Origin of the sequence: Streptococcus sp. UMB0029, from assembly GCF_002871495.1 — a bacterium.
Taxonomy (GTDB): domain Bacteria; phylum Bacillota; class Bacilli; order Lactobacillales; family Streptococcaceae; genus Streptococcus.
The window spans coordinates 12,555-27,982 of record NZ_PNGD01000012.1 but is presented as its reverse complement, the minus strand read 5'-3'; the positions used below and the strand labels follow the sequence as shown (position 1 = coordinate 27,982).

Here is a 15,428-nt window from a genome sequence, read left to right as displayed (position 1 = left end):
TCTGTGTTAAACTAAAAGCATGAAACATGATTTTAACCACAAAGCAGAAACTTTCGATTCCCCTAAAAATATATTTCTTGCAAACTTGGTGTGTCAAGCAGTCGAGAAACAGCTTGCTCTTCTATTAGACAAAGAAATTCTGGATTTCGGTGGAGGGACGGGTCTATTAGCCTTGCCCCTAGCCAAGCAGGCTAAGTCTGTCACTCTTGTAGACATTTCTGAGAAAATGCTGGAGCAAGCTCGTTTGAAAGCGAAGCAGCAAGACATCAAGAATATCCAGTTTTTGGAGCAAGATTTACTGGAAAAACCCTTGGAGCAAGAGTTTGATCTCATTGTTGTTTGTCGTGTTCTTCATCATATGCCTGATTTGGATGTGGCCCTCTCACTGTTTCATCAACATTTGAAGGAAGATGGACAACTCCTCATTGCTGATTTTAGCAATACAGAAGCTAACCATCATGGATTTGATTTAGCTGAACTGGAAAAACAGCTAATTGAGCATGGTTTTTCATCTGCACATAGTCAGATCCTCTATAGTGCTGAAGACCTGTTTCAAGAAAATTACTCAGAACTCTTTTTAACAGTAGCCCAAAAATCACTCGCCTAGTCAGGGAGTGATTTTTCTATAAGGATGGAAAAAAGAAGGGAAATTTGATAAGATAGGAATATGGATTTTGAAAAAATTGAACAAGCTTATACCTATTTACTAGAGAATGTCCAAGTCATCCAAAATGATTTGGCGACTAACTTTTATGACGCCTTGGTGGAGCAAAACAGCATCTATCTGGATGGTGAAACTGAGCTAGAGCAGATCAAGGAGAACAATCAGGCCCTTAAACGCTTAGTGCTTCGCAAAGAAGAATGGCTCAAGACCTACCAGTTTCTCTTGATGAAGGGTGGGCAAACAGAACCCTTGCAGGCCAATCATCAGTTTACACCAGATGCTATTGCTTTACTTTTGGTGTTTATTGTGGAAGAGTTGTTTAAAGAGGAGGAAATTACTATCCTCGAAATGGGTTCTGGGATGGGAATTCTGGGCGCTACTTTCTTGATCTCGCTTTCTAAAAAAGTGGATTACTTGGGAATGGAAGTAGATGATTTGCTGATTGATTTGGCAGCTAGCATGGCAGATGTAATTGGTTTACAGGCTGGCTTTGTCCAAGGAGATGCCGTTCGTCCACAAATGCTCAAAGAAAGCGATGTGGTCATCAGCGACTTGCCTGTCGGCTATTATCCTGATGATGCCGTTGCAGCGCGTCATCAAGTTGCTTCTAGTCAAGGACATACTTACGCCCATCACTTGCTCATGGAACAAGGGCTTAAGTACCTCAATTCAGATGGATATGCTATTTTTCTCGCTCCGAGTGATTTGTTGACCAGTCCTCAAAGTGACTTGTTGAAAGGCTGGTTGAAAGAAGAAACAAGTCTGGTTGCTATGATTAGTTTACCTGAAAATCTCTTTGCTAATGCCAAACAATCTAAGACTATTTTTATCCTACAGAAGAAAAGTGAAATAGCAGTGGAGCCTTTTATTTATTCACTTGCTAGCTTGCAAGATGCAAGTGTTTTGATGAAATTTAAAGAAAATTTTCAAAAATGGACTCAAGGTACTGAAATATAAAATAGATTTTGTTATAATAGATGAAAACGCTTAAAAGAGGAGTCTTGTTATGACAAAAACAATTGCAATCAATGCAGGAAGTTCAAGTTTGAAATGGCAATTATACTTAATGCCAGAGGAAAAAGTGTTAGCCAAAGGTTTGATTGAACGTATCGGTTTGAAAGATTCAATTTCAACTGTAAAATTTGACGGCCGTTCTGAACAACAAATTTTAGACATCGAAAATCACACACAAGCCGTTAAAATCTTATTGGATGACTTGATTCGTTTCGATATTATCAAGGCTTATGATGAGATTACTGGTGTTGGACACCGTGTTGTTGCAGGTGGAGAATATTTCAAAGAATCAACAGTTGTTGAGGGTGATGTTTTAGAAAAAATTGAAGAGTTGAGTTTGTTGGCTCCTCTCCACAATCCAGCCAATGCAGCAGGTGTTCGTGCCTTTAAGGAATTGTTGCCAGACATTACCAGTGTAGTTGTTTTTGATACTTCATTCCACACAAGTATGCCAGAGAAAGCTTACCGCTACCCTCTACCAACAAAATATTACACAGAGAACAAGGTTCGTAAATACGGTGCTCATGGTACAAGCCACCAGTTTGTAGCAGGAGAAGCTGCAAAACTCTTGGGACGTCCATTAGAAGACTTGAAGTTAATTACTTGCCATATCGGTAATGGTGCTTCTATTACAGCTGTTAAGGGTGGTCAATCTGTCGATACTTCAATGGGCTTCACTCCACTTGGCGGTGTGATGATGGGAACTCGTACAGGGGATATTGACCCAGCTATCATTCCTTATTTAATGCAATATACAGAGGACTTTAATACTCCAGAAGCTATTAGCCATATTCTCAATCGTGAGTCAGGACTCATGGGAGTTTCAGGCAAGTCTAGTGATATGCGTGATGTGATTGCTGCTAAAAAAGAAGGAGACCATGATGCTACCTTAGCATATGAAATCTATATTGACCGTATCCAAAAACATATTGGGCAGTACCTTGCAGTCCTAAATGGAGCAGATGCTATTATCTTCACAGCTGGTGTAGGTGAAAATGCAACCGATGTACGTAAGGATGTTATCTCAGGAATTTCTTGGTTTGGTTGTGATGTTGATGATGAAAAGAATGTCTTCGGTGTTACAGGAGACATTTCAACAGAGGCAGCTAAAATCCGTGTCTTGGTTATTCCAACAGATGAAGAATTAGTCATTGCCCGTGACGTTGAACGCTTGAAAAAATAAGTAAAACTTAGAAAAAATATTCAATACAAGGAGTTGGAAAAGTGATTTTTCCAGCTTCTTTTTTAACTTAACTAGCTCTGAAAGGTAGAAATCATAGATAGCGGTGGATGATTTTAAGAAGAGTTAAAAGTGATAAAAGATAACTTATTTCTAATTTTCGCTTAGAATGACAGGTGTCATCGATTAATATTCTATATTATGTCAATTTTTGCTTGTATCCGCTTACAATTTATGCTATAATAGTACTGTAATAAGTTATAAGAGCTGTTGTATCGTTCTTGATTTATAGTTATGGAGGTAACATCATGGGCGCTATTATGGAATTTGCAACAGAAAAATAGATTGAATCATTTCTTACAACTTGTCATATCGAGGGACAAAGAAATTTTCTGATGGCTTTTAAGAAAAAAACATGGCTGAAATCCTTTATTGATTTTTTCATTATAGGAGGAGCCTACTATGTTCAGTCGAGTGTGAATCCAAAGATTATGGCATTCACACCTAAGGGGATTTACTTGATGGACATCAGTGATGTAATTGAAAATCGTTTTAATCAAGTCGTTGAGATGCCCTGGAGTCAAGTTGAAGATTTTAGTTGTGACACCGTCTTGAACACAGTTAGAATTAAATGGCACTATCAAAGTGAACAGTACATCTTTTCAGTAGATGTAGGTAATCTCAGTCAACATTTAGGACAGTATCAATTTAACAAACAACATTATGACTATTTAGCACAACACGATTTCTTTCAGAAAGAGTGAATGACATGAAAAAGATAATTACAAAATGTATTGTTATTGCTACGACTTTGCTTATTATGGTACCGAGTTTTATAGGGATTGCATAAGCTAACGAAACAAAGGTTCCAAATACAACTGTAGAGTATATTGATGTTGCCGAAGTAGAGAAGGATTTGAAATTCTTATTTACAGAAGCGACGAGTTATGAGAATGACGTTTTTTATGTTAATAAAGAATTATTGACAGAACGCTACGGCACTTTAGCACCGTATATTGCAATGGGCATTGAACGTGTTTATACAGAGCCTAATTTGGTTCAAAATTTGCAAGCATCTTTACAAGATAGAGATTTTGTTTCATGTATGCGTGATGAGTTGATTGGTATGATTCCAGGTATGGAACTTGTTGATTTAATGAGAGGGGACATTATCAGTTATATTCAAGGTCAAATGTGGGGCAAAGCTGCTTCATATATAGCAATGAAACTTGCTAAATTTGGCATGAAGAGCAACGTTGCAGGAATCGTTGCACAATTAGGAATCTCTGCTGGAAAATGTGCTATTTGGGGTTAGTTATGCTTAAATACTTGTAATTAAGAATGTTAAAATGATAGTTCTGTCTTTAATGAATGTGATAAAGTGGTTGGAAAATAAATTTCTAACCACTTTGTCGTTTTTAGTGTTTACAGGGGAAATGGCTTCAAATTTTTAAAGTTTTAAGTATAGACTGTTACGGGAACAGTAGACATTGTGACAATAAGAAAGAGAATAAAAGCACGACGAAAAGGATTAAAAAATAAAAAAGAGAATATTGGTAGAACTGTCCAAACCTTGCTATGATTGGCTTTTTTGAAAAATATGGTATAATAGTAGTAATTTAATAGATGGAGTTGAGTTTTGAAGAAAAACTTTCGTGTAAAAAGAGAGAAAGATTTTAAGGCGATTTTCAAGGAGGGGACAAGTTTTGCCAATCGCAAATTTGTTGTCTACCAACTAGAAAACCAGAAAAACCATTTTCGAGTAGGTCTATCAGTTAGCAAAAAGCTGGGGAATGCCGTCACTAGAAATCAAATCAAGCGACGAATCCGACATATTATCCAGAATGCAAAAGGGAGTCTGGTAGAAGATGTCGACTTTGTTGTCATTGCTCGAAAAGGGGTTGAAACCTTGGAATACGCAGAGATGGAGAAAAATCTACTCCACGTATTAAAATTATCAAAGATTTACCAGGAAGGAAATGGGAGTGAAAAAGAAACTACAGTTGACTAGTTTGCTAGGACTGTCTCTATTGATCATGACAGCCTGTGCAACAAATGGGACAACTAGCGATATTACAGCCAATTCGGCTGATTTTTGGAGTAAATTTGTTTACTTCTTTGCGGAAATTATTCGCTTTTTATCATTTGATATCAGTATCGGAGTGGGGATTATTCTCTTTACGGTCTTGATTCGTACACTGCTTTTGCCAGTCTTTCAGGTGCAAATAGTGGCTTCTAGAAAAATACAGGAAGCTCAACCACGCATTAAGGCGCTACGAGAAAAATATCCAGGCAGAGATATGGAAAGCAGAACCAAGCTAGAGCAGGAAATGCGTAAAGTCTTTAAAGAAATGGGTGTCAGACATTCAGATTCTCTTTGGCCGATTTTGATTCAGATGCCGGTTATTTTGGCTTTGTTCCAAGCTCTATCAAGAGTTGACTTTTTAAAGACAGGTCATTTCTTATGGATTAACCTTGGTGGTGTGGATACAACCCTTGTTCTTCCGATTTTAGCAGCAGTATTCACCTTTTTAAGTACTTGGTTGTCCAATAAAGCCTTGTCTGAACGTAATGGCGCTACGACTGCGATGATGTATGGGATTCCAGTCTTAATCTTTGTCTTTGGGGTCTATGCTCCGAGTGGAGTAGCGCTCTACTGGGCAGTGTCCAATGCCTATCAAGTCTTGCAAACCTATTTCTTGAACAATCCATTCAAGATTATTGCAGAGCGCGAGGCCGTAGTACAGGCACAGAAAGATTTGGAAAATAGAAAAAGAAAAGCCAAGAAAAAGGCTCAGAAAACGAAATAATAAGGAGGAATCTAGTAATGGTAGTATTTACAGGTTCAACTGTCGAAGAAGCAATCCAGAAAGGATTGAAAGAATTAGATATCCCAAGATTGAAGGCTCACATCAAAGTCATTTCTCGTGAAAAAAATGGCTTTCTTGGTTTATTTGGTAAAAAACCAGCTCAGGTTGACATTGAAGCTATTAGTGAAACAACTGTCATTAAAGCAAATCAGCAGGCGGTAAAGGGAGTTCCTAAAGAAATTAATGAACAAAATGAACCAGTTAAAACAGTCAGTGAAGCGACCGTTGATTTGGGGCATGTTGTAGAAGCAATTAAAAAGATTGAAGAAGAAGGCCAAGGAGTTTCTGATGAAGTTAAGGCTGAAATCTTGAAAAATGATAAACATGCTAGCACCATCTTAGAGGAAACAGGGCATATTGATATTTTAAGTGAATTACAGCTTGAAGAAGCTGGTTTCGGAGAAGAAGCAGAAACTCCTATTGTTGATAGTCAAGCTGAAGAAACTGAAAGTCAAGAATTAGAAGATTTGGGCTTAAAGGTGGAACCGAGCTTTGATATTGAACAAGTAGCTACGGAAGTAACGACATATGTTCAAACAATCATTGATGATATGGACGTTGAGGCGACGATTTCAAATGATTATAACCGTCGTAGTATCAATCTACAAATTGACACCAATGAACCAGGGCGTATTATCGGTTACCATGGCAAAGTCCTGAAGGCCTTGCAACTATTGGCTCAAAATTATCTTTATAACCGCTATTCAAGAACTTTCTATATCACTATTAATGTCAATGATTACGTTGAACACCGTGCAGAAGTTTTGCAGACCTATGCGCAAAAACTGGCGACTCGTGTTTTAGAAGAAGGTCGCAGCCATCAAACGGATCCAATGTCAAATAGCGAACGCAAGATTATCCATCGTATTATTTCACGTATGGATGGCGTGACTAGTTACTCTGAAGGTGACGAGCCAAATCGCTATGTCGTTGTAGATACAGAATAAATAAAATCAGGTTTATCCTGATTTTTTGCTAGCTAGAGGAGATTAAACTAATGTTGAATAAGATAAGAGACTATCTAGATTTTGCTGGTTTTCAGTACCGTAATCCCGATAAAGCGGGAGTAGAGCGAGAGAAGATGCTGGAATTGCGTCATAAAGGTCAAGAAACCCGAAAGGCTTTCACAGAATTGGCTAAAACCTTTCAAGCAAGTCATCCAGAATGGCAACTACAACAGACTAGTCAGTGGATGAATCAGGCACAGCGTTTGCGACCACACTTCTGGGTTTATCTACAGAGTGAAGGGAAAGTGACAGAACCTATGATGGCCTTACGTTTGTATGGAGAGTCTTCTGATTTTGGTATTTCTTTAGAGGTCAGTTTTATCGAGCGCAAGAAGGACGAGCAGACTCTAGGCAAGCAAGCCAAGGTGTTAGAAGTTCCAGTGGTAGAGGGAATTTATTATCTAGCCTACTCAGATGGTCAATGTCAACGGTGGGAGGCGAACGAAGAAAATCGTTCTACTTTACGCGAGAAGGTGAGAAGTCAGAAAGTCCGTAAAGTGTTAGTTAAAGCAGATGTTTCTTTTATAGAAAATCAATCATTAGAAGTGGTTTTAGAAAAATTAGAAGAAGCTTATGAACGCTTGCTTCCCTATTATCAGGCGACCAGAGGGTAGAAATCAGGAGACTTATCTAGCGTCGAATTGTTTAATTGCTATTCTATGTATTTTTTCATATAATAGTAAAATAGAATGTGTGATTCAACAATCACCTCAAATAGAAAGGAAATTCTATGTCAAATCTATCTGTTAATGCAATTCGTTTTCTAGGTATTGACGCTATCAACAAAGCCAACTCAGGTCACCCAGGTGTGGTTATGGGAGCAGCTCCGATGGCTTATAGCCTCTTTACAAAACAACTTCGTATCAATCCAGCACAACCAAACTGGATCAACCGCGACCGCTTTATTCTGTCAGCTGGTCATGGTTCAATGCTTCTTTATGCTCTTCTTCACCTTTCTGGTTTTGAAGATGTCAGCATGGATGAAATCAAGAGATTCCGTCAATGGGGTTCAAAAACACCTGGTCACCCAGAATTTGGGCATACTGCAGGGGTTGACGCTACGACAGGTCCTCTAGGGCAAGGGATTTCAACTGCTACTGGTTTTGCCCAAGCAGAACGTTTCCTAGCAGCCAAATATAACCGTGAAGGCTACAATATCTTTGATCACTATACATACGTTATTTGTGGAGACGGAGACTTGATGGAAGGTGTCTCAAGCGAGGCAGCTTCATACGCAGGCTTGCAAAAACTAGACAAGTTGGTTGTTCTTTATGATTCAAATGACATCAACTTGGATGGTGAGACAAAAGATTCCTTCACAGAAAGTGTTCGTGACCGTTACAATGCTTATGGTTGGCATACAGCCTTGGTTGAAGATGGAACAGACTTGGAAGCAATCCATGCTGCTATCGAAGCAGCTAAAGCTTCAGGAAAACCATCTTTGATTGAAGTGAAGACCGTGATTGGATATGGTTCTCCAAACAAACAAGGAACTAATGCTGTACATGGTGCCCCTCTTGGAGCAGATGAAACTGCAGCAACTCGTCAAACCCTTGGTTGGGACTACGAACCATTTGAAATCCCAGAACAAGTATATGCTGATTTCAAAGAACATGTTGCAGACCGTGGTGCATCAGCTTATCAAACTTGGACAAAGCTAGTTGCTGATTATAAAGAAGCTCACCCAGAATTGGCTGCAGAAGTAGAAGCCATTATCGACGGACGTGATCCAGTTGAAGTGACTCCAGCAGACTTCCCAGCTTTAGAAAATGGCTTCTCTCAAGCAACTCGTAATTCAAGCCAAGATGCCTTGAATGTTGTGGCGGCTAAGTTGCCAACTTTCTTGGGTGGATCAGCTGACCTAGCTCACTCAAACATGACTTATATCAAGACTGACGGACTTCAAGACGATGCCAATCGATTGAACCGTAACATTCAGTTTGGTGTTCGTGAATTTGCCATGGGAACTATCTTGAACGGGATGGCCCTTCACGGTGGACTTCGTGTATACGGTGGAACTTTCTTCGTCTTCTCTGACTATGTGAAGGCAGCTGTCCGCTTGTCAGCCTTGCAAGGTCTTCCTGTGACTTATGTCTTTACCCACGATTCTATTGCGGTAGGTGAAGATGGCCCAACGCACGAACCAGTTGAGCACTTAGCAGGTCTTCGTGCTATGCCAAATCTAAATGTTTTCCGTCCAGCAGATGCGCGTGAAACTCAAGCAGCTTGGTACCTTGCAGTGACAAGTAAGAAAACGCCAACTGCCCTTGTCTTGACACGTCAGAACTTGACTGTTGAAGAGGGAACAGACTTCGACAAGGTTGCTAAAGGTGCTTATGTCGTCTATGAAAATGCAGCAGATTTTGATACCATCTTGATTGCGACAGGTTCAGAGGTCAATCTAGCTGTCTCAGCTGCTAAAGAATTGGTTAGTCAAGGCGAAAAAGTCCGCGTAGTCAGCATGCCATCTACAGATGTCTTTGATAAACAAGATGCAGCTTACAAGGAAGAAATCCTTCCAAATGCAGTTCGTCGTCGTGTCGCAGTTGAAATGGGTGCAAGTCAAAACTGGTACAAATATGTTGGACTAGATGGTGCAGTTCTTGGTATTGATACCTTTGGAGCCTCTGCCCCAGCACCAAAAGTATTGGCAGAATATGGCTTTACTGTTGAAAATCTTGTAAAAGTCGTTCAAAACTTGAAATAATCCTAAAAATCAGGGCGCAAGCTCTGGTTTTTCTTACTAGAAAAGCAAGGTACAATCTTGTAAAAGTAGCTGAAATTTGATATAGTAGTCCTATGTAAAAGACAAAGGAGAATAGAATGAATCCAAATTATACATTTTTAATCATGCTAGTCCTTATGGTGGGCTTGATGTTCTTTACGCAACGCTCTCAAAAGAAACAAGCGCAAAAACGTATGGAAAGCTTGAATAAACTACAAAAAGGCTATGAAGTGATTACAATCGGTGGACTTTACGGAACAGTCGATGAAGTAGATACTGAGAAGAGAACAATTATTCTTGATGTAGATGGAGTTTACTTGACGTTTGAACTAGCTGCTATCAAGACCGTATTGCCGCTGAAAGAAACAGCTTCACTCGAAGGCGCAATTGAAAAATAAGGCGGGATCACTAACTCCCGTTTTTCTATAAAAGAAAGGAAATGGGATGAAAAAACTAGTCTTTGTCTGTTTGGGAAATATTTGCCGCAGTCCTATGGCTGAGTTTGTTATGAAATCAATGACAGATAACTATGAAATCCAAAGTCGAGCGACGTCCTCTTGGGAACATGGTAATCCGATTCATAAGGGAACTCAAGGGATTTTTCAACAGTATCAGATTCCTTATGACACGAACAAGACATCACTTCAGATTAGTAGGGAAGATTTTGAAGACTTTGATTATGTTATCGGAATGGACGCTTCAAATGTTTCTGACTTACGTCAGATGTGTCCAGTAGACTGTCAAGATAAGATACACTCATTTGCATCTGAAAGTGTTCCAGATCCTTGGTATACAGGAGATTTTGAAGAAACTTATCGGCGTGTTCAAGAGGGTTGTCAAGCTTGGTTAGAACGTTTAGAAAAGGAGAGTAAAGATGGAAAATCTTAAGAATTTTTACGAGAAGTATCGTGTCTATCTAACTCGTCCACGTTTAGAGCTTTTAGCAGTAGTTGCCATTGTTTTTTGTGCTCTACTCGTCTTTTTTCTAAATATTCCCGGAAAAGGTGTTCTAAAGCTTGATAATGGAACGATTGTTTATGACGGCAGTCTTGTTCGTGGTAAAATGAATGGTCAAGGCACCATCACCTTCCAAAATGGAGACCAGTATACTGGTGGTTTCAGCAATGGAGCCTTCAACGGAAAAGGTACCTTTCAATCTAAAGAAGGATGGACCTACGAAGGTGATTTTGTAAATGGTCAGGCTGAAGGAAAAGGAAAACTAACAACAGAACAAGAAGTCGTTTATGAAGGAACATTCAAACAAGGTATCTTTCAACAAAAATAAGACCTCCTGACATGGAGGTTTTTTTACAAGAAACAAGAAAGCGCTTTCCTCTCGTTTGTTAGGTTTGTGAAATAAAAATTTTTTTGTTGTTATTTCACAATCATCTAGTTAAAAGCTGATATTATAACGTATTTGAGAGTAATTTCACAATATAGCAAAAATTCTTTGTGAAATGTTTATGAAACTGTTTACAAAACATAAAAAAAGAGTTATAATAAACTTGTGAAAAAATTAACAAAGGATAAAATCCTTAAAGGCTATGGAGGAAAATATGGCTGATAAAAAAACTGTAACACCTGAGCAAAAACAACTCGCTGCTGAAAAGCATGTAGACGGACTAGTACAAAAAGCTTTGGTTGCGCTTGATGAAATGCGCAAGTTGAACCAAGAACAAGTTGACTACATCGTAGCGAAAGCTTCAGTTGCAGCTCTTGATGCGCACGGTATCCTAGCACAACACGCAGTTGAAGAAACTGGTCGTGGTGTATTTGAAGACAAAGCGACAAAAAACCTTTTTGCCTGTGAACATGTTGTGAATAACATGCGCGGAGTTAAAACAGTTGGAGTTATCGAAGATGATCCAATTACAGGCTTGACGAAGATTGCTGAACCTGTTGGTGTCATCTGTGGTGTCACTCCAACAACCAACCCAACTTCAACAGCGATTTTCAAATCACTGATTGCTTTGAAAACACGTAATCCAATCGTGTTTGCCTTCCACCCATCAGCTCAAGAATCATCAGCTCACGCAGCACAAATCGTTCGTGATGCCGCTATCGCAGCTGGAGCGCCTGAAAACTGTGTTCAATGGATTACAGAGCCATCTATGGAAGCAACTGGAGCGCTTATGAACCACGAAGGTGTTGCGACTATCCTTGCAACTGGTGGTAATGCCATGGTTAAAGCTGCTTACTCATGTGGGAAACCAGCTCTTGGGGTAGGTGCCGGAAACGTTCCTGCTTATGTAGAAAAATCAGCTGACCTTCGTCAAGCTGCCCATGACATTGTGATGTCTAAATCATTTGATAATGGTATGGTCTGTGCATCAGAGCAAGCGGTTATCATTGATAAAGAAGTGTATGATGAATTTGTAGAAGAATTCAAATCATACCATACTTACTTTGTAAACAAAAAAGAAAAAGCACTTCTTGAAGAATTCTGTTTTGGTGTGAAAGCAAACAGCAAAAACTGTGCTGGTGCTAAACTAAATGCAAATATTGTTGGTAAACCAGCTACATGGATTGCAGAACAAGCGGGATTCAGCGTTCCAGAAGGAACAAACATCTTGGCTGCAGAATGTGAGGAAGTAGGACCAAAAGAGCCACTGACTCGTGAAAAATTGTCACCAGTAATCGCTGTATTGAAAGCTGAAGATACAGAAGATGGTCTTACAAAAGCTCGTCAAATGGTTGAGTTTAACGGACTTGGTCACTCAGCAGCTATCCATACAAAAGACGAAGAGCTTGCTAAACGCTTTGGTACAGAAATCAAAGCTATGCGTATTATCTGGAACTCTCCATCTACTTTCGGTGGTATCGGTGACGTTTACAATGCCTTCATCCCATCATTGACACTTGGATGTGGTTCATACGGACGTAACTCTGTTGGTGATAACGTGAGCGCTATTAACCTCCTAAACATCAAGAAAGTAGGGAAACGTAGAAATAATATGCAATGGTTTAAAGTTCCTTCAAAAATTTACTTCGAACGCAATTCTATCCAATACCTTCAAACATGTGAAGATATTGAACGCGTTCTGATTGTTACAGACAAATCTATCGAAAAACTCGGTTTCGTTCAACGTGTTATCGATCAATTGAACGCACGTAGCAACCGTGTAACTATCCAAGTCTTCTCAGATGTTGAACCAGATCCAGACATCACAACTGTAGAACGTGGTGCTGAGGTGATGAAAGCATTCGAACCAGACACAATCATTGCTCTTGGTGGTGGTTCTCCAATGGACGCGGCCAAAGTAATGTGGCTCTTCTACGAACAACCAGAAATTGACTTCCGTGACTTGGTTCAAAAATTCATGGATATCCGTAAACGCGCCTTTCGCTTCCCATCACTTGGTAAGAAAGCGAAGTACATCGGTATCCCAACAACTTCAGGTACTGGTTCAGAAGTAACACCATTTGCCGTTATCTCTGATAAGAAAAACAACCGCAAATACCCATTGGCTGACTACTCATTGACACCGACTATTGCCATTGTTGACCCTGCTTTGGTTGAATCAGTTCCAGACTTTATCGCTGCTGATACAGGTATGGACGTCTTGACACACGCGACTGAAGCCTATACTTCAAACTTTGCTAACGACTATACAGACGGTATTGCGCTTCAAACAATCAAACTTGTCTTTGAATGGTTGGAAAAATCTGTTAAGACAGCTGACCCAGAAGCTCGTGAGAAAATGCACAATGCGTCTACAATGGCTGGTATGGCCTTCGCCAATGCCTTCCTTGGTATGAGCCACTCAATGGCTCACAAGATTGGTGGTGTTCACCACACTGTTCACGGACGTACAAATGCTATCTTGCTTCCATACGTTATCCGTTACAACGGAACTCGTCCATCTAAGACTACTACATGGCCTAAATACAACTACTGGAAAGCTGATGAGAAATTCCAAGACATCGCGAAAATGCTTGGCTTGCCTCACTCAACTCCAGAAGAAGCAGTTGAAGCATACGCTAAAGCTGTTTACGAACTTGGTGTTGCAGTAGGTATCAAGATGAACTTCAAGGATCAAGGAATTGATGAAAAAGCTTGGAAAGACAGCTTGCATGAAATTGCCTTGCTTGCTTATGAAGATCAATGTTCACCTGCTAACCCACGCTTGCCAATGGTAGCTGACATGGAAGAAATTATGGCAGATGCTTACTATGGCTATGCAGAACGTCCAGGACGCCGCAAATAATTGTTTATCAGCCTAGAGGCAGGAGAAATCCTGTCTCTTTTTTTGTAATTCTATTTGAAAAATGGTATAATCATCGCATATATTTGTTTGAAAATCAAATCTTTTATAATCATGCGAGGAGCAAATGAACAAGATAAATGACTTAGGGGATAAAGTGCGACTTTTAAGAGAGGAGAAAGGACTTAGTCGTCCAGTTTTTTGCGGGGATGAGTCTGAATTATCAGTCCGTCAGCTGGTGCGGATAGAAAAAGGAGAGTTTCGCCCGACAATAAAAACACTAGAATATATTGCAGAACGATTAGAAATTCCGTCCTACGTCTTGATGCCAGATTATAAGGAATTACCGAAGCGTTACCAAGAATTAAAGTACTTTCTTTTACATCATCCTGATTATGGAGACAAGGAGTTGCAGGAGCAGAAGGAAGAATATTTTGATGAGATTTTTGAATGTTTTTATGATGATTTGCCACGTGATGAGAAAGTGCTAGTGGATTGTCTTCAAGCAATAGATGAAGTGAGAGTGACTAGTAATTCCTTATACGGAAGTGGTGTGATTGAGGACGGTCTTCAAGACTTACTATTCAGAGATGTATATAAAGCCGAGGACTTGTTGAAACTGAGACTGTATTTCAACTGTCAGTTAATGGATGGTTTAAATATGGGTGAGATAAAAGAATCTGAGTATGAAACCATTCTTTGTTTTCATGACAAACTAAGTTCTCAGGTTGATAAGATAGAGTTCGATTGTTTGGACTTGCTTAGAGATTCCTTGTTAGCTTCTTTAGCTTGTATAGAAATTATGGGGCTGTTTCATTATTTTAAGAGGGCAGCCGAGACCTTAAATAAAATAGGGCAAAAAACACGAGATTTTCAAAAACAACCGATTGTCTTGATGGTGGAGTGGAAATATTATATTCAGACGGATTATGAAACAGCCAAACAAAAGTATGAAGAAGCAAAAATGATGGCGAGGATGTTTGGCAATGAGAAGTTAATCGTTAGTTTAGATAAGGAATGGAGCGAAGACTTAGAAAGGTATTGTTAAATGCTTTATAGGAGTGATATTTCTGTTATAGGGAATGTCTCTTTTTTTGTAATTCTATTTGAAAAATGGTATAATAATCTCATATATTTGTTTGGAAATCAAATCTTTTATAATCATGCGAGGGGCAAGTGAACAAGATAAATGAGTTAGGGGATAAAGTGCGACTTTTAAGAGAGGAGAAAGGACTTAGTCGTCCAGTTTTTTGCGGGGATGAGTCCGAATTATCAGTCCGTCAGCTGGTGCGGATAGAAAAAGGAGAATTTCGCCCGACGATAAAAACACTAGAATATATTGCAGATAGATTAGAAATTCCATCCTACGTCTTGATGCCAGATTATAAGGAACTGCCTAAACGCTACCAAGAATTAAAGTACTTTCTTTTACATCACCCTGACTATGGAGACAAGGAGTTGCAAGAACAAAAGGAAGAATATTTTGATGAGATTTTTGAGTGTTTTTATGATGACCTGCCCCGTGATGAGAAGATGATAGTGGACTGCCTTCAGGCAATAGATGCAGTGAGAGCGACTAGTAATTCTTTATACGGAAGTGGTGTGATTGAGGACAGTCTTCAAGACTTACTATCCAGAGATGTATATAAGGCTGAGGAATTGTTGAAATTGAGACTGTATTTTCTTTGTCAGTTAATGGATGGTTTAAACGAGGGTGAGATAAAAAAGTCTGAGCATGAAACTATTCTTTATTTTCATGACAA

Annotated in this window: 15 protein-coding genes and 1 pseudogene; all 16 read left to right on the top strand. The window is 39.4% G+C overall.

Annotation, left to right across the window (positions count from 1 at the left end):
* The first annotated feature begins 19 nt into the window (after nt 1-19).
* Entirely contained in the window at nt 20-607 is a 588-nt protein-coding gene (locus CJ239_RS08750; protein ID WP_180958254.1) for a class I SAM-dependent methyltransferase, read from the top strand.
* A gap of 60 nt (nt 608-667) precedes the next feature.
* On the top strand, nt 668-1,621 hold the full coding sequence (locus tag CJ239_RS08745) for a class I SAM-dependent methyltransferase (protein ID WP_102211279.1): 954 nt from the start codon (nt 668-670) through the stop codon (nt 1,619-1,621).
* A 49-nt stretch (nt 1,622-1,670) separates the two neighbouring features.
* The gene (locus CJ239_RS08740; protein WP_042900232.1) at nt 1,671-2,861 is read left to right on the top strand and encodes an acetate kinase; all 1,191 of its coding nucleotides are present in this window, start codon (nt 1,671-1,673) and stop codon (nt 2,859-2,861) included.
* 341 nt (nt 2,862-3,202) lie between these two features.
* On the top strand, nt 3,203-3,622 hold the full coding sequence (locus CJ239_RS08735) for a hypothetical protein (RefSeq protein ID WP_308409724.1): 420 nt from the start codon (nt 3,203-3,205) through the stop codon (nt 3,620-3,622).
* Between the two features lie 152 nt (nt 3,623-3,774).
* Nucleotides 3,775-4,173 (top strand): hypothetical protein, encoded by a 399-nt coding sequence (locus CJ239_RS08730; RefSeq protein ID WP_102211278.1) that lies wholly within the window; start codon nt 3,775-3,777, stop codon nt 4,171-4,173.
* A gap of 324 nt (nt 4,174-4,497) precedes the next feature.
* On the top strand, nt 4,498-4,869 hold the full coding sequence (rnpA, locus tag CJ239_RS08725; protein ID WP_000739243.1) for a ribonuclease P protein component: 372 nt from the start codon (nt 4,498-4,500) through the stop codon (nt 4,867-4,869).
* On the top strand, nt 4,844-5,668 hold the full coding sequence (locus CJ239_RS08720; protein WP_219716987.1) for a membrane protein insertase YidC: 825 nt from the start codon (nt 4,844-4,846) through the stop codon (nt 5,666-5,668). Before rnpA ends, CJ239_RS08720 begins: the two co-directional genes overlap by 26 nt.
* A 17-nt stretch (nt 5,669-5,685) precedes the next feature.
* Entirely contained in the window at nt 5,686-6,675 is a 990-nt protein-coding gene (gene jag, locus CJ239_RS08715; protein ID WP_102211276.1) for an RNA-binding cell elongation regulator Jag/EloR, read from the top strand.
* A 50-nt stretch (nt 6,676-6,725) separates the two neighbouring features.
* Complete coding sequence (locus CJ239_RS08710) at nt 6,726-7,349, top strand: ribonuclease P (RefSeq protein ID WP_102211275.1); 624 nt, start codon at nt 6,726-6,728, stop codon at nt 7,347-7,349.
* 116 nt (nt 7,350-7,465) lie between these two features.
* Nucleotides 7,466-9,442, top strand: a complete 1,977-nt coding sequence (gene tkt / locus CJ239_RS08705; protein WP_102211274.1) for a transketolase — start codon at nt 7,466-7,468, stop codon at nt 9,440-9,442.
* A 116-nt stretch (nt 9,443-9,558) separates the two neighbouring features.
* Nucleotides 9,559-9,858 (top strand): preprotein translocase subunit YajC, encoded by a 300-nt coding sequence (gene yajC / locus CJ239_RS08700; protein WP_102211273.1) that lies wholly within the window; start codon nt 9,559-9,561, stop codon nt 9,856-9,858.
* Between the two features lie 46 nt (nt 9,859-9,904).
* Nucleotides 9,905-10,348, top strand: coding sequence for a low molecular weight protein-tyrosine-phosphatase (locus CJ239_RS08695; protein WP_102211272.1), 444 nt, complete (start codon nt 9,905-9,907; stop codon nt 10,346-10,348).
* Nucleotides 10,335-10,745, top strand: a complete 411-nt coding sequence (locus CJ239_RS08690) for an MORN repeat-containing protein (protein ID WP_102211271.1) — start codon at nt 10,335-10,337, stop codon at nt 10,743-10,745. The genes CJ239_RS08695 and CJ239_RS08690 overlap by 14 nt, the downstream gene beginning before the upstream one ends.
* Nucleotides 10,746-11,016: 271 nt before the next feature.
* The gene (gene adhE, locus CJ239_RS08685; protein ID WP_102211270.1) at nt 11,017-13,668 is read left to right on the top strand and encodes a bifunctional acetaldehyde-CoA/alcohol dehydrogenase; all 2,652 of its coding nucleotides are present in this window, start codon (nt 11,017-11,019) and stop codon (nt 13,666-13,668) included.
* Nucleotides 13,669-13,792: 124 nt separating this feature from the next.
* Nucleotides 13,793-14,713 carry an XRE family transcriptional regulator gene (locus CJ239_RS08680; RefSeq protein ID WP_102211269.1) on the top strand — a complete coding sequence of 307 codons (921 nt, stop codon included), beginning with the start codon at nt 13,793-13,795 and terminating at the stop codon, nt 14,711-14,713.
* 128 nt (nt 14,714-14,841) lie between these two features.
* Nucleotides 14,842-15,428: pseudogene (locus CJ239_RS08675) on the top strand (XRE family transcriptional regulator); the annotation flags it as partial.